Genomic DNA, 20,123 nt, shown 5'->3' on the forward strand with positions numbered 1-20,123 from the left:
CCGAGAATTATTATACTAATTTCTCTATTCTTTGTAAACACCTATTATTGTTAAAGTTGTTGTTGGGCCAACTCAATAAAAGCCTTTTGAACGAGGTCATGAACTTGCTTTTGGTCTGGCTCTTCATCTGGCTTTTGGTCCTGATAAAAATTTGCCAAATCAACATCTACCCAGGCTTCAGGATCAGGAATTCCTTCGCTTAATCGTGGGAAGACCAACATTGCTTCCAGTCGTAACTGGTCAAAGAGAGCCTGATAGGCGACTGGGTCTTCTTGACCAACTAAGTCATCCAAGGCCCCTACTAGGTCCGTAAAGGTCTTTGATGCGAAAACAGGGGCTGTTGCTTGAAAATCAACCTGGTAGCGGTTTCCATCCAGCCATTGGTATGTGGTTGAGCCATCCTCACCTAATTGTTGTAAGTCTGCCATCAAGGTTGCCCGCATCAACGGTGTGGCAAATGGGTCAACTAACAAAAATTTTGCCCCCGTAGTGAAGCTGGCGACCGGCAAATGAAATCCCTGTTGGTAGCGGTCTTGTTGGCCGGACCAGTCTTCGTCACTCAAGTGATAGAATTGCTTTTCAATCACAGCAATTGTTTGGCCCTGGTTCGCGATAGCTTCATTTTCAGCAGCACGGATTTTTCCTAGCTCAGTTTCCCGGTCTAAATCCTCTGGTCCTTGCAACACCCATTGTTGTGCCAGCACAAAATTTTGGGTGGCTAACAGTAAATCTAAGTACAAGGTAAAAAGGTCGGTGTCCTGCAAATAATCATTAATATGGTCATTAGCATAGTCTTTTGCTAGCTGAAATTGTTGGTCTTTTTGCAAAGCCAAGACCAAACTATGATTAACCTGGAGGCTCGATTCTTCTTGGTAAACTTCAGCCAATAAATCTGCAGCCTGACGGTAATTTTCCTGGTCATACTCATTTTGGGCCTGATCGATTAACTTGCTAATTTCAATTGACAAATTCTCGTCCTCCATCTGTTTTTTAATTTTTAAGAAAGTAAAAAAGGCCCTTCCGGGTCCTTTTATTTGGCAGTAGCAGACTCTGCTATTGCCTTTTTCTTTGCTTGGTTGGGGTTCGACTTTTTCTGACCCTTCCCTTGGTTTTTATTATTTTGCTTTTTATTATTTTGGTTTTTAGCCTGGGGCTTGTTACTTTCACCCTTTTCGCCAGGCTTTTTACCTGTCTGTTCAGGACCCTTATGGTGCGGACGGCGGTTTTGGTTAACTTCCATTACCACTGGCATCACCATTGGCCGGCGACGGGTTTCATTAAACAAGAACCGTGATAACGTCTCACGGACCCCATTCTTCAACTCGTTCCAATCAAAGACCTTTGAATCCTTCAAATAGTCTTCAATGGCATCGATGGTTAATTTGCCAGCTTCTTTCATCAAGTCACGGTTCGCCTTGACGTAGACAAAACCACGCGATGTCATCTTAGGCTTTGAAACAACCTTACGCTTTTTACGATCGATGGTCACAACAGTGACAAAGACACCATCCTCAGACAAGATTCGGCGATCGCGCAAAACAACATTACCGATATCATTCAATGAATCACCATCAATCATGGTTTCACCAACGGTAATTCCGCCTTCTTTGGCAAAGGTTTCACCGTTATAACGGTATTGGTCACCACGTTTGGCCATGATAATTTTATCGCTCGCAATATTTACTTCTTCCGCAGCCTTCTTGCCAGTTACCATCACCCGGTATTCACCAGAGACAGGGAACAAGAATTCCGGCTTCAAGAAATTAATCATCATTTGCAAGTCTTCTGCTGATCCGTGACCAGATGACCGCAAGTCAGTTGAAATTTGTTTAACATCAGCGCCCTGTTGGAACAAGAGGTTTCGTGTCTGTGCAACATAAGATTCAACCGCAAACGAAGGTGTTGTCGCAATAAAGACCAGGTCCGAGTTGCCCAACGAAATATTGGGGTTTTCGCCCTTAGCCATCTTGTGTAGATTTTTGACAGGTTCGCCCATCTTACCTGTTTCCAAGACGACAATCTGACCCGCTGGCAAGGTTTCTAAGTCAGCTAGGGTTGCAAAAAGTTCTTCCTTCGGTGCAGGCAAGTTTAACTTTCCGAGGTCCAAAGCAGTCGTCACGATTTGTTCAACATCTTGGCCTGAAAAAATCAAGCGGCGATGAGTCTTGACCGTTGCATCGATGACTTGTTGGACTCGTTGGATATTCGATGCCACAACAGCAACGATAATCCGCTTTCCTTTAGCATTTTCAAAACTTTCTTGAACATACTCGTGAATCCGCTTTTCGCTGACCATTGGCTTGCCAATATCTTCAGTTCCGGCCGTATCGGCCAACAAAGCCAAAACTGGCTTAGAACCGATTTCTGCCAAGCGAGCAAAGTTTGTTTGGTACCCAGCCTGGGCTGTTTGGTCAAACTTGAAATGGCCAGTATAAACCACTTGTCCTTCGTCTGTTCCCAAAACAATTCCCAAAGCATCAGGAATGGTGTGGGTGGTGTTGAAGAACGATACTTTTACGGTCCCAAAATCAATTTCAGTATTCTCATTAACAGCATGAAAATCATCAAAATGCTTCAGTGAGTCTTCACCCTCAATGGCCAACTTGGCTAGGGCTACCGTCAATTCAGAACCAAAAATCGGCACCTGTAATTGTTGGAGTAAATAAGGTAAAGCCCCAATTGAATCTGCGTGACCATGAGTCAAAAAGATTCCAGCAATCCTATCTTGGTTTTTCAACAGATATTCAAAGTCTGGGATGACGACGTCAATCCCGAGTTGTTCAGTTTCAGGATACTTTAACCCTGCATCTAAGATGAAAATCTCATCGTTGACTTCTACAGCATACATGTTTTTTCCGTTTTCACGTACGCCCCCGAAGGGAATTATATTTAAGTTTGTCATGTTGTTTCCTTTAATTACTTTTTTATAAAGTGAATCAGCTTGAAAAGCGGTACATTTGACCATTCTTCTCTTTGTCTCGATTTCAATTATATCTAGTTTACCATAATTCGCTCATATTTAAACAGTTAAGACTTAGTGAGTCCAAAAAGTTTTTTTAAAGGTAATCAAAGAAGTTTAGACTAAGTCGCCTGCGGCAACAATAAAATCAAAAAAAGACCTGACCGAAGTCAGATCTTTTAAAATCATTAACCAATACTGATTAACGATCAACCTTAACAGTTGTTTCAGTAGTTGCTGCATGACGTTCTTGAACCAATACTGAATCGTTTGACAAAGCTGACTTTGCTTGTTCAGCAAGCTTTGAGAAAGTATCGAAGTCAGATACGGCCAAATCAGCCAACATCTTACGGTTCAATTGAACACCGGCCAAATCCAAGCCGTGCATCAACTTTGAGTATGACAAACCGTTCATGCGGGCGGCTGCGTTAATACGAGCAATCCACAACTTACGGAAGTCACGCTTACGGTTACGACGGTCGCGGAAAGCGTACAAGTATGACTTGTACACTTGTTGCTTAGCAACCTTGTAATTGATGTGACGTTGGCCACGGTAACCCTTAGCCAACTTAATAAACTTTTTACGACGTGCGCGTGAAACTGTACCACCCTTAACTCGCATGGGTAATTCCTCCTAAATAATTAGTAATTTAACGACCCTTTAAAATTAGAGGGTAGACAACATCTTTGCGTACTTCTTGATGGTTGTCTTGTTCATCATTCGCGTACCACGCAATTGACGACGTTGCTTCTTTGTCTTACCGTGGAAACGGTGTGAAGTATAAGCTGAGGCTGACTTAAAGCCACCCTTAGCTGTCTTCTTGAAACGCTTTGCTGCAGCGCGATGAGTCTTCATCTTGGGCATGAGTCCATTCTCCTATCGTTTTTCAAGTATCCCAGAAACCAGCAGTTTGTCTTAGCCCTTCTTAGGTGAAAGAACCAAGAACATTTGCCGGCCATCCATCTTAGCGCGTTGTTCAACCTTGGCAATATCATCCAATTCGTTGGCCATTCGTTCTAAGACTTCTCGTCCAATGTCTTGGTGAGTAATCATCCGACCGCGGAACCGCAAGTTTAGCTTAACCTTGTTACCTTTTTCAAGGAACTTGATAGCAGCCTTTTTACGTGTTTCGAAATCGCCAGAATCAATCACCGGAGACATCCGGACTTCTTTAACCTGGACAACCTTTTGGTTTTTACGTTGTTCTTTTTGGCGCTTTTGCGCTTCGAACTTCGCTTTACCCCAGTCCATGATTTTAGCAACTGGTGGGACAGCGTTAGCCTGTACTAAGACCAAATCTTCTCCCTTGTCATCAGCGATGCGTTGCGCATCAGCAGTTGACATTTCCTCTTGCTTACCGTCATGAATCAATAAAACTCGACTTGCTCGAATATTGTCGTTGATCAAATCAACTTGTCGTGGTTGGCGTGCTATGGCTAGGTACCTCCAAAATATTTTGTTGTGAACAACGAAGAAAAAAGTGGACGAACCGAAGTTCGCCCACTTTACCTGACTGTACATAAGTACAACGTGTATCTGCCTAGCAACAGCAATCATCACTAGGCGAGAAGCGGGCGCTTCTACTTGTTCAACAACAGTAACTATACGTTCTTTTGGTGCTAAAGTCAAGCACCTTTTTAATTTTAAATGAATTTATTGTTCTGGTCGTTCAATAGCCAAATTTGCTAACAAGCGGCCACCAAAATGATAAACAACTAGGATGGCGAACTGGGCGCCCGCAAAGAAAATCACAAAGGCAGCCATATGTGTCGAAGCAGAGGCCTTCATATAGTCCCAAACCATCTGCAGGTTAGTAAAGACATCCCAGGAGTTCAACCGTAGGAACCGACCCAGGTAAATCCCAAAGGATGATACTAGTGAAACCACTGCCAAAGTAATCAAGATAGCTGCATCTTTTTGTTTTGGTAGGTAGTGATACATGATAATGTCCAGCGACAAGGCTCCTAAGAACACACCGATGAAAATCCCAGTAGCTAGGACTGAATAGTTAAAGTATTGGAAACGGACATCTAGGCCATCGCTGATGTACTGCAGATGAATAAAGTCCGTAATCATGTACATAGTATTTGGGAAGAACAAGAGCCAAAGCGTTGAAAAAACGGCCCGCAAAACCTTCGTTGGTGTCACTAAGACCATTAAGGCAAAGTCCAGTGGTAAAATAGCCAAAAAGACATTCCACATTAAAAAGGTAAAATGCGTCGGTGTAACCTCGACAAAAAGAATAAAAGCAATGACCACTAAATGAACCATTATCATATTTTTAACATTTTGCTTTACCATTTGCCCGGTGTCCTTTAAAATATAGTTTGCTTGGCTTGTTAACAATCGACAATCCCAAGCACTTCAGTACCTACTATTTTAACAGAACTCTTTGTCTACGTTAAGCTTTGTTTCTTGATTTTAAGGTTATTTCTTTGAAATTTAAAGGCAAGATGTTGACATTCGAGAACAAATTCGATAGACTTAATAGGTTGAATAAATTGGACCGAAAGGAGGTGCCAGCATGGCTACCCCATCAAACAAGAATTCTAAGTCTCACAAGCGTAACCGTCGCGGACACATCGGTTTGAATGTACCAAACATCGTTTTGGACAAGACTACCGGTGAATACCGCGTTGCTCATCGCGTCTCTCCATCAGGGATGTACAACGGTAAGCAAGTGACTGAAAATAAGTAATTTCACTTTAAACCTCGCTTTCAAAGCGAGGTTTTTTGTTGTCTTCTTTTGCTAAAAGCATTTCAAGTCCTCATCCGTTATAATAGATGTATCCCTATTTCCTTTAAAGGAGGAACGCACATGCCCCTTGATGGCCTCTTTGTCCATTCCCTGGCCAAAGAATTAAATGAACAACTCGCTGGTGGCCGCATTACTAAAATCCACCAACCATACCCAAACGAAATTATTATGGTTGTCCGGAATAACAGCACAAATTATCCGGTCCTACTTTCAGCAAACCCCGCCTATGCTCGAGCTCAAGTAACAAAGATTCCTTATCAAAATCCAGCTACCCCTCCTAACTTTGCCATGTTTTTGCGACGGAACCTCGAGGGTGCTCGATTGACGGCTGTTGACCAAGTCGAAAACGACCGAATCCTTAATTTTTCAATCAGTACCCACGATGAATTAGGTGATATGCAAACCTTAGTACTGACTTTGGAAATGATGGGCCGGCATTCAAACCTCTTCTTAGTTCGCCAAAAAGATCAGCGAATTCTCGAGCTCATTAAGCATGTCCCCGCTGACCAAAACCGTGTTCGTTCACTAATTCCTGGGGCAACCTATACCTTGCCACCAGCTCAAAATATGACGAACCCCTTCGGCAGCGACTTTCAAGCTCTCGGCCCAATCCTCCTTGACCAAGATAAGGCTGATTGGGCAAAGGCTATCCAACAAACCTACCAGGGCTTTTCGACAATTGCCGCTCAAAACTTAGCAACTGCCCTCGAAACCGGAGCTGATGCTATCCAAACCGCCAAGGACTGGCTAGCCAACTTTGATCAGGCTCAACCAACTCTCTACCAAATCAAAAACAAGTTTTCATTTGCCGCCTTTGATTGGCAACCTGAACTAGGTGGACAACATTTTGAAACTCTTGGGGCCTTGCTCGATGCCTATTTCCAAGGCCAAGCAGAAGCGGACCGCGTTAACCAACAGGCCAGTTCCCTAGTTCGTTTGGTAAAAAATGAATTAAAGAAAAATCTAACGAAGAAGAAGAAGTTGGAACAAACCCTAACTGACTCGGATAATGCCGATACCTTCAAGGTTAAGGGTGATCTCTTAATCACCTACCCTCATCTGGTTAAAAAAGGTATGCAGTCCGTTAAAATCGAAAACTACTACGACGATAACAAACTCTTAGATATCGCCTTAGACCCCCGTTTTGACGGTCTGCAAAACGCCAACCGCTATTTCCGCAAGTACCGCAAGCTCCGGTCAGCTAAGGATTACGTCATTGATCAGTTAGCTACCACCGACCAAGAAATTGACTACTTTAACCAGATTGCCACCCAGCTAACTGTTGCTTCCCCAAAAGATGTCGCCGACATCAAAGTGGAGCTAATCGACCAGGGTTACCTTCGTGAAAAAGTCCGGATTAAAACTAAGGGTAAGCAGACTAAAAAGCCCAAGCACGTTTTGTCAGCCCCAGATAAGTTCACGGCTAGTGATGGTACTTTGATTGAAATTGGTAAAAATAACTTACAAAATGATCAATTGTCACTTAAAAAGGCTAACCGTCAGAACATTTGGCTCCACGTTCAAAAGCTCCCAGGTTCGCACGTCATTATTCACTCGGACCACCCTTCTGACCAAACAATTGATGAAGCGGCTAAATTGGCCGCCTATTTCTCCAAGGCTCGCGAATCAGCCAACGTACCCGTTGACTATCTGCCAGCTGGCAAGTTGCGGAAACCAAATGGTGCCAAGCCGGGTTATGTGATTTTTGAAGGACAATCCACCACTTATGTCACACCAGACCCAAGTCTAGTGCAAAAATTGAAACAGTAGTGTTATAATAGACTCATTATACAAAGGAGTCTACTATGCGCTGGGTAAAAGAATTTAAAGAATTTATTAGTCGGGGGAACATGGTTGACCTCGCTGTTGGTGTCATTATTGGTGGTGCTTTCACAGGAATTGTCAAGTCATTAACGACCAACTTGATCAACCCCCTAGTGGGATTTTTTACCGGCCAAGGCGACAGCCTGACCAGTTTAAAGTGGGTGGCCTATAAGCACCTGGTCTTCAAGTATGGTGCTTTCTTGAATGACTTGGTTAACTTCTTCATCACTGCCTTAGTGGTCTTTTTCTTAATCAAGATTTTAACGAAGCTAGTTGTTAAAGAAAAAGAAAAGCCTGCTGCGCCAAGTCCTGAATTAGTCGTTTTGCAAGACATCAAAAAATTGCTGGCTGACCAACAAAATCAAAATAACTAACATAAAAAACGGTTCCAATCAGATTTGATTGGAACCGTTTTTTAGTTATTATGAACGGACCGCTTGAAGCGCATCCTCAATTTGACCCAAGATAATTTCTTGATTTTTTGGATCTTCTAAGTCGTACTTTTGCAAATCGACCTTAATTTTTGGTGATTGGTCATAACTAGCAAACCAACCTTGGTAGGCTTCCCACATTTTGCGGTAGTAAGCCTTTAATTCTTCATTATTTTCGAATTGTTCATACTCACGCCCACGTTTCTTAATTCGCTTCAAAATCGTGTCAAAGTCAGCATCAGCATAAACCATCAGGTCGGGTGCCTTTTTGGGTAGGGCCTGAAGTTCATCCATCATTCTTGTTAGAAGGTTATGGTAAACATCCATTTCCATGTCGGAAATATTGCCATCCTTGTGGTTTTCTTCTGTGAACAACTCATCTTCATAAATTGACCGGTCTAAAACATTATTATCATCAGCCAAAGCCTTCTTAATCATGTCAAAACGGCGGTTCAAAAAGAAAATCTGGAGTAAAAAGCCATATTGCTTTGGGTCTTCATAGTACAAGGGTAAGACCGGATTATCACCAACGGGTTCAAAGAATGCCTGTGTACCGAAGTGGTTAGCCACTAGCTCCGTTAATGTTGTTTTTCCAACCCCAATCATTCCTGCTGTAATTATCACCATACTTACTCCTTCTTCTTTTCGCTAACGATTCTTTTCAAAACCATCGCATTCGCTCTTGTGGTTCACGGTTGCTTACACCGCATCGACTGTCATTATTATGCTGAAACCAATAAGGCTAAGGCCTTAGAAATCAAATCTTCCGTTGGACCCGGTTCGCCTGCCAATGCCTTTTTAACTTTGGCAACGTCCTTAGCACTGTAGCCAAGGGCCGTCAAAGCCTCGAGGGCGTCGGTCAAGTTCTGATTGTCATTGGCTGTCAATGTCATTTGTCCACCAATGGCCGGCTCTTGTCGGGCTAGGTTTTCAAAGTCAGACATCTTCCCCTTCAAATCCAAAATGATTTGTTGGGCTGTTTTCTTACCAACCCCCGGGAACTGAGTAAGGTACGTGACCTCATCTTGGTCAATCGCGGCCACCAAAGCAGCCGGGTCTGCCCCAGCTAAAATGGCTAGCGCCGACTTAGGACCAATCCCGGAAACGTTCAACAGCTTATTAAAGAGACCTTTTTCAGTTAGTGTCGCAAAACCATACAATGACAGTTCCGTTTCGCGAACGATTTGTTCAATGTAGACTTGGGCCTCTTGGTCAACTTTGAAATGGTAAGGATTGGCCGGATAAATCTTATAGCCGACCCCTCCTTGATTTTCTAAAACAATATAACCAGGATAAACTCCAGTTATCATGCCTTTCAGGTACTCAAACATAGTAACTCCTTGTTTGTTATTTTAACTTAACCGTATTACGGCGTGACGTTTGTTTTTTGCGTTTTAGTATCAAAATAACCAACCTCTTGATTGCTGGCCTTTGACCAGGATTCAAACTTGGTGAACTTAGCATTCGTGATAATTCGCTTAGTTGTATCCGGGAAAAGACAGGTAATAATCGTCAACATTGCCTGACCTTGGTCTCGGTTATTAACGTCCAAAACAGACCCATCATTTTGATCAACACCTTTTTGACCGGTAATTTCATAGGTATAAATACCGTCAGTATTAGCTAAATAAATCTTTTCGCCATTCAACCAGTCAGATGTGCCCATTTGTCCACTCTGGTAATAGGGTGCATCTTGCTTTAAATGCTGCTGTAAGGCAGAAAATCCGGTGTAACCATTGTCCCAATTGTGGGCAGCCAAAGTATAGTTTCCTTGACCCATGGTTGGCACGGGTGTCCCCTTTTGAGCCGTATCTGCACCAACATCCAAGGCCTTCAATGAATAGGCATTATCGTAGATGGGTAGTAAGATTGATAGCTTTGGAATGGCAACAAAGCCCTGTTTATTAATTTTATAGCCCGTCTGGTCATTTTCACCGACATGACTAGCAATCTTTTTTCGAGCACTAGCATTGTAAGTCTTCTTTTGCGTCAACAACTTTTTCGTTGTTGTCTTAACGGGGCTCAGTGCTGGTTGAGTTTCATACCAGTGATACCCCATATAGGCGACCAAGACAATTAAAACTAGCCATAACGATCGTCGAATCCACTTAATCATTCGCTTAGACATGATTCATTTCTCCAATCCATTTCGTCTTAATTTAGCATTATAAATACAAAGAAAATTTTCTGGCTCAATGATGCTTATTATAGCATAAGGAATTCATCACCAAGTCAGACAGACCCAGACAAAGAAGAAAAACAATCCAACTGGATTGCTTAATTCATTTAAGAAATAAAGAGCTTCGTTAAAATTGTTTTTAAAACACCATCATGGTTTGAGTCAGTGACAGCTTCATTAAAACCATGAGCAAATAAAGCTGGATCGGCGTTAGGCATAATAAAGGGGTGCCCGACAAATTGCAACATTTCTAAGTCGTTGAGCCCATCACCAAAGGCCGCCATTTCTTCTGCAGAAATGCCTAATTGCTGACCTAAGTCATGCAAGGCGACCCCCTTATTAATTTGAGGGTTAACCATATCAACGGCACCATAACCCGACGTCGTGACATGAATCGGTAGACCTTGTTTTTCAATCGCAGCCATAAACGGCAATTCATAATCAGGTAAATCAACTGTTAGCTTCAAAATTGGTTCATCAATTTCAGACAGGTCATCAATCATCTGTAAGTCTTTAAAGTAGGATTGGGCCTTTCGTTCACCCATCCCTAAATCAGCCATTTCCTTGAGCATGAAGGCTTTTGTCACCCCCGTAAAGACCATTCCCATCGAAACCCGAGCCTGGTTGTCTTTGACAGTTTGCACAATTGGTGCAAATGCTTGTGGATCAATTGGATAGGTTTTTAAAATCTGACCATTTCGAACCACTTCGGCCCCATTATTGGCAATTAAAATGAAGTCCTGGTTAGTTCCCGCAAAATAGCTAGCAACTTTATCGGGGTGGTTCCCCGTTGCCACGACAAAAGTAACCCCCCGTTGTTGAGCCATTTCAACCATTGTCTGGTAGGCCTGGTGGTCAAAAGTCTTATCCGCCCGTAAAAAAGTGGCGTCTAAATCAGTTGCAATTAGTTTAATCGTCATCGTTTTCCTATCGTTTGTGAATCAACCAATCCTATTTAGCCTTGGTCCAGGTCAATCAATTAGGTGGCAAAAAATCCACAATCCTCGGCTTACTTCTTACCGCGCTTCTTCTTCAACTTCTTCATTTTGCGAGCAGCCTGCTTCATGGCAAAGTTTTGGACCTTTTGCCCAAAGTTACCACTTGGCATGCCGCCACCCATGCCGCCCATCATGGCGTTCATGTCCATGCCAGATTGGCCCATCATTGATTCCATGCCAGAGAAGTTACCATTTGAGGCTTGGTTCATCATCTTCCGCATTTGGTCGAATTGTTTGATCATCTTGTTAACTTCAACAATTGGACGACCAGCACCGGCTGCCAAACGTCGACGACGTGATGGGTTAATCAAATCAGGATCTTCCCGTTCGGCCTTAGTCATTGATGAAACAATGGCTTCCATATGAGTAAACTGCTTAGGGTCAATTGATAAGTTGGCCAAGGCCGGGTTACCAGCCATTCCTGGAATCATCTTAATCAAGTCTTCCATTGGTCCCATATTTTGAACCTGGTGGAGTTGTTCGATAAAGTCGTTGAAATCAAAGGTGTTCAGGCGCATCTTTTCCAGTTGCTCTGCCTGCTTCTTTTCATCAACATCCTGTTGAGCCTTTTCAATCAAGGTCAGGATATCACCCATGCCCAAGATACGAGAAGCCATTCGGTCAGGGTAGAAAACATCCAAGTCCGTTGGCTTTTCACCTTGACCCACAAACTTAATAGGCTTACCCGTCACATCACGGATTGAAAGGGCTGCTCCACCACGAGTATCCCCATCCAACTTGGTCAAAACAACCCCAGTTAGGTTCAATTCGTCAGCAAACCCTTGGGCCGTTTCGGTTGCGTTCTGACCGGTCATGGCATCGACCGTCAACAAGACTTCATCAGGTTGGGCAATTTCTTGCACATCCTTCAATTCAGCCATTAATTCGGCATCGATTTGCAAACGACCGGCCGTATCGATCAAGACATAGTCGTTCTTGTTAGCTGCGGCTTCTGCTAACCCAGCCTTAACGATTTCACGGGGATCAACATCAGTTCCCATTGAGAAGACAGGAACACCCAAGTCTTTACCAAGGATTTCCAACTGGTCAATGGCAGCCGGACGATAAATGTCGGCCGCAATCAAAAGTGGGCGAGCATTTTCTTCCTTCTTCAACTTGTAAGCCAACTTCGCAATTGTCGTTGTCTTACCAGCCCCCTGCAACCCAGCCATCATAATCTTGGTTGGAATCTTGTCGGGCTTGTTTAAAGGAACCGCTTCGTCCCCCATCAAAGCCGTTAATTCATCATTAACAACCTTGATGACTTGTTGGGCACCGTTCAAACCATCGAGGATTTCAGTCCCCTTGGCTTTTTGGCGGATTTGATCAATAAATTTCTTTACCGTTGGGTAAGAAACATCGGCTTCCAATAAGGCTAAACGAATTTCTCGCAGGGTCGCCTGCAAGTCTTCTTCGTTAATTTTCCCCTTACCAGTTAGGTTTTTCAGTGCCTTCGATAGGCGTTGCGTCAAATTTTCAAATGCCATGGTAATTTGGCTGGTGACTCAACCACCAGCACCTCCTTAATTAATTTCTTGGTTAACCAAATCATCTAAAATTTGCTTCAAATGTTGGTCGGAGTGGTAATTTTTTTCAACATAGGCCAACAGGTCTTGTTCCTGCTGTTGCCGACTTAAAGAGTCACGGTAAAGACCTAATAGGTCTTCATAGTGGTTTAAAGCCTCGACTCCCCGCTTTAAATTATCCGAAACCGCTTGGCGACTGACAACTTCAGACTCAGCAATTTCAATAATGGAAAAGTCATCTTCAAAGTATGACCGCAGGTAACTTTGTTGCTTATCTGTTAGGAGTGGCCCATAAAAGGGTAAAAGAGCGTTAACTTGGTTCTTCTTGGCTAAGTCCATTATTCTTGGACCAAATCTTTAAAAAGACCATAGACAAAGTCTTCCGCCGAGAAAACCCGCAAGTCAGTCGCTTTTTCACCAAAGCCAATCCATTTCACTGGCAGGTGAAGGCTGTCGCGGATAGCAAAGACAATTCCACCCTTGGCCGTTCCGTCCATCTTCGTCAAGACAATTCCCGTGACGTCCGATGAATTCTGGAAGAGCTTGGCTTGTTGCAAGGCGTTTTGTCCGGTCGTGGCATCCAAGACTAACAAAACTTCCTGGGGTGCCTCCGGCAAAACCTTCTGGATAACTCGGTTCATTTTTGCTAATTCGTTCATCAAATTAACATTGTTCTGCAACCGGCCGGCAGTGTCAACGAACAAAACATCGTAATTTTCGTTCTTAGCCTTTTCAACCGCCGTATATACGACAGAAGCTGGGTCAGCCTTTTCCGGCCCGGCTACAACAGGGACACCGTCTCGCGTTCCCCATTCTTGGAGTTGCTTAACAGCACCGGCCCGGAAAGTATCCGCAGCGGCCAACAAAACCTTTTTACCTTCTTGCTTATAAGTTGATGCCAACTTACCAACAGTCGTGGTCTTTCCAACCCCGTTGACGCCAACAAACAAAATCACCGTTGGTTGTCCCGCTGGGGCAAAGTGCATCGATTGGTCTTCGTTTTGACCCTGTTCTTCATACTGGTTAACCATTTTTTCAATGATTAAAGCCTGAATCTCAGCTTTGTCTTTGATGTTGCGTTCTTTAACGGCTTCTCGGACCTGGTTTGAAATCTGAATCGACAAATCAAAACCCAAGTCGGCCCCGATCAACGTGTCCTCTAACTGTTCAAAGAAGTCCTCATCAACCGATCGAAAATTGGCCAAGAATTGGTTAAACCGTTGGGCAAAGCCCTTCCGTGACTGGGACAAACCCTGGTCATAGGCTTCAGCTGTTGTTTTTTCCGACTCATCAGGATTTCCAGACTTAACCGATTCGGCAACGTCATCGACTTTGTCTGACTGACTAGCAGGAATTTCAATTTCACCCGGTGTTTCTTCCTCGGTTATGACAAATTGCATCGGGTCAAATTGATCTTTTGAATCAGTAGAGTCACCAGTAGCTTGAGTCACCGACGTTTCTTCCGTCGCTGCCTTCGGTTCTTCTTCTGTTTGGCCATCATTGGCAGGGGCACTTTTGTCAACTGACTCCTGGTCAGCAGGATTGGCTAGTCCTTCCTCTTGGTCAAGTGATTCTTCTGGGCTGTCAACCCGGTTCTTTTTCTTAAAAATATCAAAAAGTCCCATAGACTACTCTCCTCTTTAAGCGAGTTGTTGGTGTGCTTCTTCCAAATTAACGGCCACCATCTTTGAAATACCAGCTTCTTGCATCGTTACCCCATACAAGACCTTCGCGGCCACCATTGTTCCCTTTCGGTGAGTAATGGTAATGAATTGCGTATCACCGGCAAAATTCTTCAGATAAGCAGCAAAACGATCAACGTTCGCTTCATCCAAAGCCGCCTCAGCTTCATCCAAAACGGCAAAAGGCACTGGTCGAACTTGCAAAATTGCAAAAAGCAAAGAAATGGCTGTTAAAGCCTTCTCTCCACCCGACAGCAATGACATTTGTTGGAATTTTTTGCCTGGTGGCTGGGCCTTAATATCGATTCCAGTTGTTAATAAGTGTTCTGGGTCAGTCAGCTCAAGCTGAGCCTGACCACCAGCAAACATTTTGGTAAAGACGTCAGAAAAGTTTTCTGCCACTGCATCAAAGGTCTGCTTGAACCGGACCTGGACCTCTTGGTCCATCTCATCAATCGTGTCTTGCAAGGTTTGTTTAGCTGTCCGCAAATCGGCTGATTGCTGGGTCAAGAAATCATGACGAACTTTAATTTCATCATACTCTTGAATAGCTGCGATGTTAACCGGGCCAAGAGCATCCAAGGCCTTTTTGGTTGCTGATAATTCGCGGTCAACTTCCTGGTCAGACTGGTCTGATTGGACGAGGTCATCTTCAGACTCGACGTTTAATCCATATGTCTGACGAAGAGTTGTCACTAGCTTAACCAACTTTTCTTGGCTCGTCTGCAATTGATGAGTCACCGTCGATTGGTCGACTAAGCCGGTATTCAGGCTTTCTTGCACTTGACTCAACGCCTGTTCTTGGTCCTTAACCTGTGTCGATAACTGCGTCCACTGGTCAGCCAAAGTTTGCGCCTTGGCCTGATCTTGGTCTAAGACTTCCGTCAAAGCCGTAACAGCTTGGTCCAATTCTTCAGCACTTTGAACTTGGTTCAAGGTTGCTTGAAGCTTTTCTTCTTTGTCCGCTAAGACCTGCAATTGGTTTTGAGCTTGGTTCAAGCTGGTCTGGAACCGCTTTTGGTTATCCTGGTCCCCGACCTTTTGAGCTTGAACCTTAGCCAACTCAGCTTGAAATTCAGCCTTTTGGTCTTGGTAGGCCTGGTGCTCATGGTTTAACTGTTCTAATTGCGTCGTTAAATCAGCACTTTGGCTTTCAGCTTCGGCCTTGGCTTGGTCGCTGGCTGTCAAGGCTGCTTCAGCTTCTTGCTGGTCAGTGTCCAAGTCAGCCAACTGCGCCTGCAAATCGTCCAAATCCAATGACAGCGTTTGAACTTCGGTTTGATACTTAGCAACATTATCTTTCAAAGTTGCCAATTCATAATCAACCTGTTGTCCTTGAGCAACAAAGGTCCGACTTGATTGTTCCAAATCGGCCAATTGGTTTTGTAAGGTTAGAACCTTGTCTTGGCTTTGGTCTCGCTTTTGTGCTAAGTCGTTCAAGGCTTGCTGGCTTTGTGCGAGTTCCTGCTCCTTAGCCTTTAAATCGTTTTGTCGAGATAGGACAGATGGTCCTTGACGGAAATTGGCACCACCGGTAATTGACCCACCAGCGTTAACCAACTGCCCATCAAGAGAAACGACTCGTACTCGGTTTTGACAAGCTCTGGCAACTCGAGTGGCTGCATCCAAGTTAGTCACAACTAAGGTTGTTCCGAGCAGAGCGGAAAGAATGTTATCCATTCCCGCTGGCATCTTAACCAAATCGGCTGCCACCCCAATATAACCATTTTCCCGCGTTGCCGCATGAATATCACGAATTGACCGAGGCTTGATCGTATCAACTGGTAAGAGCGTTACCCGCCCCTTCTTGTTTTTCGTCAGGTAAGAAACAATCCCCTTGGCTGTCGCCGTCGTATCGACAACAACCTGTTGAAGGGCTCCACCCAAAACAGTTTCAATCGCCTTAGTATAGTCGGTTGGCACGGATAACAACTCCGCCACAACGCCCTTAATACCGGGAAACTGCCCCCGTGCTTGAGGATTCATCAAGTTTTTGACACCCTGATAGAAGCCCGCATATTCGTCTAAGGCCGCTTCAGCATGGTACCGTGATTGTGCTTGTTCTAACCGGTAGGCAGCCTGTTGCCAGTCTTTTTGTTGGCTTTGGTAGGCCTGCTTCGCCAACTCTAAGGCATCGGTTGCCCGATTAATCTTATCGACAAAGGGATTTTCACCACTAGCCACCGTTGGATGACTTTCCTGGTATTGGCTTAGTTTTGCTTCCGCTTCTTGCAGGTTGCCCTGAGCACTGGCCAAGGCAGCTTGTTTTTCACCCAACTGACGCTGGCTTTGCTCGGCTGCCTGTTTTTGATAGGCCAACTTATTATGTAATGAGGCCAACTCTTGCATCGTCGCAACATAGGCATTCCGATTTTCATCTAATTGACTTTGAACCGCAGTTATTTTAGCTGAACCATGGTCTTGGTCAATCTTAGTAATCGTTTGCTTCAATGCTTTTTCTTGGTCAACTAGGGCCGTTAGGTGGTCTTGGACCTCTTCCAAGTCGGCAGTTGCAGCTGTCAACCGTTCATTTTCAGCCGTCCGACTTTCCTGAACATTAGCTAAATCACGAACCAATGTTGCTTGTTCTTGGGAGGCTAGTTTTTGGTTCCCAATTAATTGCTCTTTTTCTTGAGTCTTGGCAACAATTTCGTTTTGTAATTGGTCGCGTTGAGATTGAACCTGGTCTAAGTCTCGGCGAGTTTGGTTCAAGTTGTTTTGTGTATCCTGAACGCTAGCCTGCTTTTGTTCAACCAAAACTTTGGCTTGGTCGACCTCAAGGCCTTGCTGGGCAACTGCTTTTTGCAAAGCCAAAATTGACCGTGTTAGCCGAACCTGGTCGAGCTTTTCAAACTTTTCTCGCTTAGCCAAATAGTCTTTCGCCGTGTCAGCCTGATGTGCCAAAGGCAATAATTGACTTTCCACTTCTTGAACAATATCGTCAACACGGGCTAAATTATCTTCTGTTGCAGCAAGGTCCTTTTCGGCCTTGTCCTTGTTTTGCTTATACTTATAAACGCCGGCAACTTCTTCGATAATGCCGCGCCGGTCCTCTGGCTTAGCTGAAAAAATCTTTTCAACTTGACCCTGAGAAATAATTGAAAAGCCATCGCGACCAAGGCCAGTATCCATAAAGAGATCATGGATATCCTTCAACCGACAATCTGACCCATTCAATTGGTAGGCGGACTCACCAGACCGGTAAAGACGACGGGTAATCCGAATTTCGGAAAAATCAGAAGCAATATAGTGGTCTGAGTTATCGAAAGTAATTGAAACCTCAGCTCGGTTCAAGGCCTTCCGGTCTTTAGTTCCACCAAAAATAACGTCAGCCATCTTATTTCCCCGAAGGTCTTTGGCTGACTGTTCACCCATCACCCAACGGATGGCTTCAATAATATTTGATTTTCCGGACCCGTTTGGGCCAACAATCCCTGTCATTCCCTGCTGGAAATCGATGACAGTTTTATTTGCAAAAGACTTAAAACCAATAATTTCCAATGTTTTTAATTTCATAGGGGGTCAGTTTACTCTTATTTTTATTTAGCAGTTAGCTCTTGATAAGCTTTTTGTGCGGCTGCTTTTTCCGCATCTTTAATGGATTGACCGGCACCATGGGCCAGTGTCTTGCCATCAACGGCAACAAAGACTTCAAAGACTTGACTGTTGTCTTCGTTCCGTTCTTCTTTTTCGATTTCGTAGCTGATGTCAACAGATCCTTGCGCTTGCAATTTTTCTTGCAGCCGTGATTTAAAATCAATAAATTGGTCGAAGAAATTTTCATCAATTGCGGCAAAAACAGTTTGGTTCAACAAATCAACAACTGCTTTTTGGCCCTGGTCGAGGAATAAGGCCCCGATAAAGGCTTCCCAGATATCTTCTAGTAAGGATGCCCGGTCACGAGCACCGTTCATTTCTTCACCCTTACCGAGGCGAATAGCCTCGTTCAAGTGAATTACCCGGGCGAAGTGAGCAAATGATTTTGTTTGGACCATCGTGATCCGCATTTCAGTCAATTGGCCTTCATCCCAATCGGGATAGCGCTTGAATAAGTATTCTGTCACAGTCGCTTGCATGATGGCATCACCTAAAAACTCAAGTCGTTGATAATCACGGCCGGTTTCCTTTGGATGTTCATTTAAGTAATTGCGTTGCGTCAATGCCTCTTGTAAGAGGGGGATATTATTAAAACTAATTTGAAAATTCTCTTCTAAATAGCTTTTAAAGTCAGATGGTGACAAGGTAGTTTCCTTTCAAAATACAGTTGCTATTATTATAACAGATTTGCCATTTTCATTGAGCTGAATCCAGACAAAAAACCAAGGAAAGAAGGTACTCATTCTCTTTCCTTGGTTTTTAACGTTACTTATTTTTCTTCGTTAACGACTGCAACAATTGCAGCAACATATTGATCAACTAAATCTTCTGTTTTGGCTTCAGCCATTACTCGAACAATTGATTCCGTTCCAGAAGGTCGGACCAAAACTCGGCCATCCCCCGCCATCTGCTTTTCAACTTCTGCAATTTTTTCTTGCAGAGCTGGATTAGCCATCATGGCGGCCTTATCAGGAACAGCGATGTTGACTAACTTTTGTGGATACAAAGTCACATCTTGGGCTAATTCGGACAAAGGCTTCCCAGTCTCACGCATGATATAAATCAATTGCAAGGCTGTCAACATACCATCCCCGGTTTTGGCCCAATCACTAAAGATAATATGGCCTGATTGTTCACCACCAAGGTTATCATCGTCAGCGACCATCTTTTCCATCACATAACGGTCACCAACTTGGGTTTTAACAGACTTAATCCCTTGAGCTTCTAATGCTTTGTAAAAACCAATGTTTGACATCACCGTTGAAACTACTGTTTGGTGCTTCAACCGGCCCTGATCATTCATAAAGCGAGCAGTGATATACATAATCTTATCACCATCAACAATATCGCCGTTTTCATCAACGGCAATCAACCGGTCACCATCGCCATCAAAGGCCAAACCAGCATTGAAATTGCCATTCTTCACCATTTCAATCAAGGCTTCTGGGTGGGTTGAACCGACATGGTCATTGATGTTCAAACCATCGGGTTCAGTCCCCATCGTCTTAAAGTCAGCACCCAAGTCAGCAAATAGTCGTGGTAAGAGGTCAAAGGTCGCACCATTGGCACCATCGAGGGCCAAATTAAAGCCGGCTAAGTCCGTTGGAATCGTCTTCTGTAAGAAGGCCAAGTACTTTTGGGCTCCCTCCTGGTAGTGAGAAACTTTTCCAAGGCCTAATGCACTTGGCCGAGGCAAATCATCGCTGGGGCTGTCCAACAAAACTTCGATTTCAGCCTCTAATTCATCTGATAGTTTAAAGCCGTCTTGGCCAAAAAACTTAATCCCATTATCTGCCGCTGGGTTATGCGAAGCCGTAATTTGAATACCGGCATCAGCTTCTAGTGCTTCCACGAGGTAAGCCACCGCTGGGGTGGTAATTACACCAAGGTTCAAAACATCAACCCCAACTGACAAAAGTCCGGCTGTTAGGGCCTGTTGTAGCATTTCTGATGAAATTCGTGTGTCTTGTCCAACCACAACGACCGGACGGCGGTCCGAACTATCATTATGTCGGGTCAGAATTGTTCCACCCGCCCGACCTAAGCTTAAGGCCAGTTCTGGCGTCAAACTTTGGTTGGCAATACCACGGACACCATCAGTGCCGAAGTATTTAAGTTTTATGTCTGTCATTTAATAATCTCCAATAATGGTTGCTCTGGTTGCCTGC

Annotated in this window: 19 protein-coding genes and 1 other annotated feature; of the genes, 3 read left to right on the forward strand and 16 right to left on the reverse strand. The window is 44.0% G+C overall.

Annotated features, from left to right (window positions below; all coding sequences use genetic code 11):
• Positions 1-50: 50 nt before the first annotated feature.
• The 6 genes from AOQ29_RS07435 to AOQ29_RS07460 all read right to left on the reverse strand — a co-directional run bounded on the left by AOQ29_RS07435 (position 51) and on the right by AOQ29_RS07460 (position 5,261).
• Positions 51-968, reverse strand: coding sequence for a hypothetical protein (locus AOQ29_RS07435; protein WP_061993846.1), 918 nt, complete (start codon positions 966-968; stop codon positions 51-53).
• A gap of 62 nt (positions 969-1,030) precedes the next feature.
• Complete coding sequence (locus AOQ29_RS07440; protein ID WP_061993847.1) at positions 1,031-2,902, reverse strand: ribonuclease J; 1,872 nt, start codon at positions 2,900-2,902, stop codon at positions 1,031-1,033.
• 259 nt (positions 2,903-3,161) lie between these two features.
• Positions 3,162-3,581, reverse strand: a complete 420-nt coding sequence (rplT, locus tag AOQ29_RS07445; RefSeq protein ID WP_061993848.1) for a 50S ribosomal protein L20 — start codon at positions 3,579-3,581, stop codon at positions 3,162-3,164.
• 45 nt (positions 3,582-3,626) lie between these two features.
• A complete protein-coding gene (gene rpmI, locus AOQ29_RS07450) occupies positions 3,627-3,824 on the reverse strand; it encodes a 50S ribosomal protein L35 (protein ID WP_061993849.1) in 198 nt (65 codons plus the stop codon).
• A gap of 51 nt (positions 3,825-3,875) precedes the next feature.
• Positions 3,876-4,481, reverse strand: coding sequence for a translation initiation factor IF-3 (gene infC / locus AOQ29_RS07455; RefSeq protein WP_322788037.1), 606 nt, complete (start codon positions 4,479-4,481; stop codon positions 3,876-3,878).
• Positions 4,427-4,552 (reverse strand) — a sequence feature (ribosomal protein L20 leader region). (Overlaps the previous gene by 55 nt.)
• A gap of 61 nt (positions 4,553-4,613) precedes the next feature.
• The gene (locus AOQ29_RS07460; protein ID WP_061993851.1) at positions 4,614-5,261 is read right to left on the reverse strand and encodes a DUF1361 domain-containing protein; all 648 of its coding nucleotides are present in this window, start codon (positions 5,259-5,261) and stop codon (positions 4,614-4,616) included.
• 223 nt (positions 5,262-5,484) lie between these two features.
• Between AOQ29_RS07460 and rpmF the strand changes: the two genes are divergently transcribed.
• The 3 genes from rpmF to mscL all read left to right on the forward strand — a co-directional run bounded on the left by rpmF (position 5,485) and on the right by mscL (position 7,916).
• Positions 5,485-5,658: a 50S ribosomal protein L32 gene (gene rpmF, locus AOQ29_RS07465; RefSeq protein WP_047974236.1), complete on the forward strand. Its 174-nt coding sequence runs from the start codon at positions 5,485-5,487 to the stop codon at positions 5,656-5,658.
• A 120-nt stretch (positions 5,659-5,778) separates the two neighbouring features.
• On the forward strand, positions 5,779-7,488 hold the full coding sequence (locus tag AOQ29_RS07470) for an Rqc2 family fibronectin-binding protein (protein WP_061993852.1): 1,710 nt from the start codon (positions 5,779-5,781) through the stop codon (positions 7,486-7,488).
• Between the two features lie 35 nt (positions 7,489-7,523).
• Positions 7,524-7,916, forward strand: a complete 393-nt coding sequence (gene mscL / locus AOQ29_RS07475; RefSeq protein ID WP_061993853.1) for a large conductance mechanosensitive channel protein MscL — start codon at positions 7,524-7,526, stop codon at positions 7,914-7,916.
• Positions 7,917-7,964: 48 nt separating this feature from the next.
• Here mscL and AOQ29_RS07480 read toward each other — a convergent pair whose 3' ends face one another.
• The 10 genes from AOQ29_RS07480 to glmM all read right to left on the reverse strand — a co-directional run bounded on the left by AOQ29_RS07480 (position 7,965) and on the right by glmM (position 20,086).
• Positions 7,965-8,600, reverse strand: a complete 636-nt coding sequence (locus AOQ29_RS07480) for a deoxynucleoside kinase (protein ID WP_061993854.1) — start codon at positions 8,598-8,600, stop codon at positions 7,965-7,967.
• A gap of 95 nt (positions 8,601-8,695) precedes the next feature.
• Positions 8,696-9,304: a Holliday junction branch migration protein RuvA gene (ruvA, locus tag AOQ29_RS07485; RefSeq protein WP_061993855.1), complete on the reverse strand. Its 609-nt coding sequence runs from the start codon at positions 9,302-9,304 to the stop codon at positions 8,696-8,698.
• Between the two features lie 35 nt (positions 9,305-9,339).
• Positions 9,340-10,101 (reverse strand): class A sortase, encoded by a 762-nt coding sequence (locus AOQ29_RS07490; RefSeq protein ID WP_061993856.1) that lies wholly within the window; start codon positions 10,099-10,101, stop codon positions 9,340-9,342.
• A 158-nt stretch (positions 10,102-10,259) separates the two neighbouring features.
• Positions 10,260-11,072 (reverse strand): HAD-IIB family hydrolase, encoded by an 813-nt coding sequence (locus AOQ29_RS07495; protein ID WP_061993857.1) that lies wholly within the window; start codon positions 11,070-11,072, stop codon positions 10,260-10,262.
• Between the two features lie 89 nt (positions 11,073-11,161).
• Positions 11,162-12,637, reverse strand: a complete 1,476-nt coding sequence (ffh, locus tag AOQ29_RS07500; protein ID WP_061993858.1) for a signal recognition particle protein — start codon at positions 12,635-12,637, stop codon at positions 11,162-11,164.
• A 36-nt stretch (positions 12,638-12,673) separates the two neighbouring features.
• Positions 12,674-13,015: a YlxM family DNA-binding protein gene (gene ylxM / locus AOQ29_RS07505; protein WP_061993859.1), complete on the reverse strand. Its 342-nt coding sequence runs from the start codon at positions 13,013-13,015 to the stop codon at positions 12,674-12,676.
• Positions 13,015-14,301 carry a signal recognition particle-docking protein FtsY gene (ftsY, locus tag AOQ29_RS07510; RefSeq protein WP_061993860.1) on the reverse strand — a complete coding sequence of 429 codons (1,287 nt, stop codon included), beginning with the start codon at positions 14,299-14,301 and terminating at the stop codon, positions 13,015-13,017. Before ftsY ends, ylxM begins: the two co-directional genes overlap by 1 nt.
• Before the next feature lie 15 nt (positions 14,302-14,316).
• Positions 14,317-17,874, reverse strand: coding sequence for a chromosome segregation protein SMC (gene smc / locus AOQ29_RS07515; RefSeq protein ID WP_061993861.1), 3,558 nt, complete (start codon positions 17,872-17,874; stop codon positions 14,317-14,319).
• A gap of 23 nt (positions 17,875-17,897) precedes the next feature.
• Entirely contained in the window at positions 17,898-18,599 is a 702-nt protein-coding gene (gene rnc / locus AOQ29_RS07520) for a ribonuclease III (protein ID WP_061993862.1), read from the reverse strand.
• A 125-nt stretch (positions 18,600-18,724) separates the two neighbouring features.
• Entirely contained in the window at positions 18,725-20,086 is a 1,362-nt protein-coding gene (gene glmM, locus AOQ29_RS07525) for a phosphoglucosamine mutase (protein ID WP_061993863.1), read from the reverse strand.
• Between the last annotated feature and the right edge of the window lie 37 nt (positions 20,087-20,123).

The organism is Fructobacillus ficulneus (genome assembly GCF_001047075.2).
Lineage (GTDB): Bacteria > Bacillota > Bacilli > Lactobacillales > Lactobacillaceae > Fructobacillus > Fructobacillus ficulneus.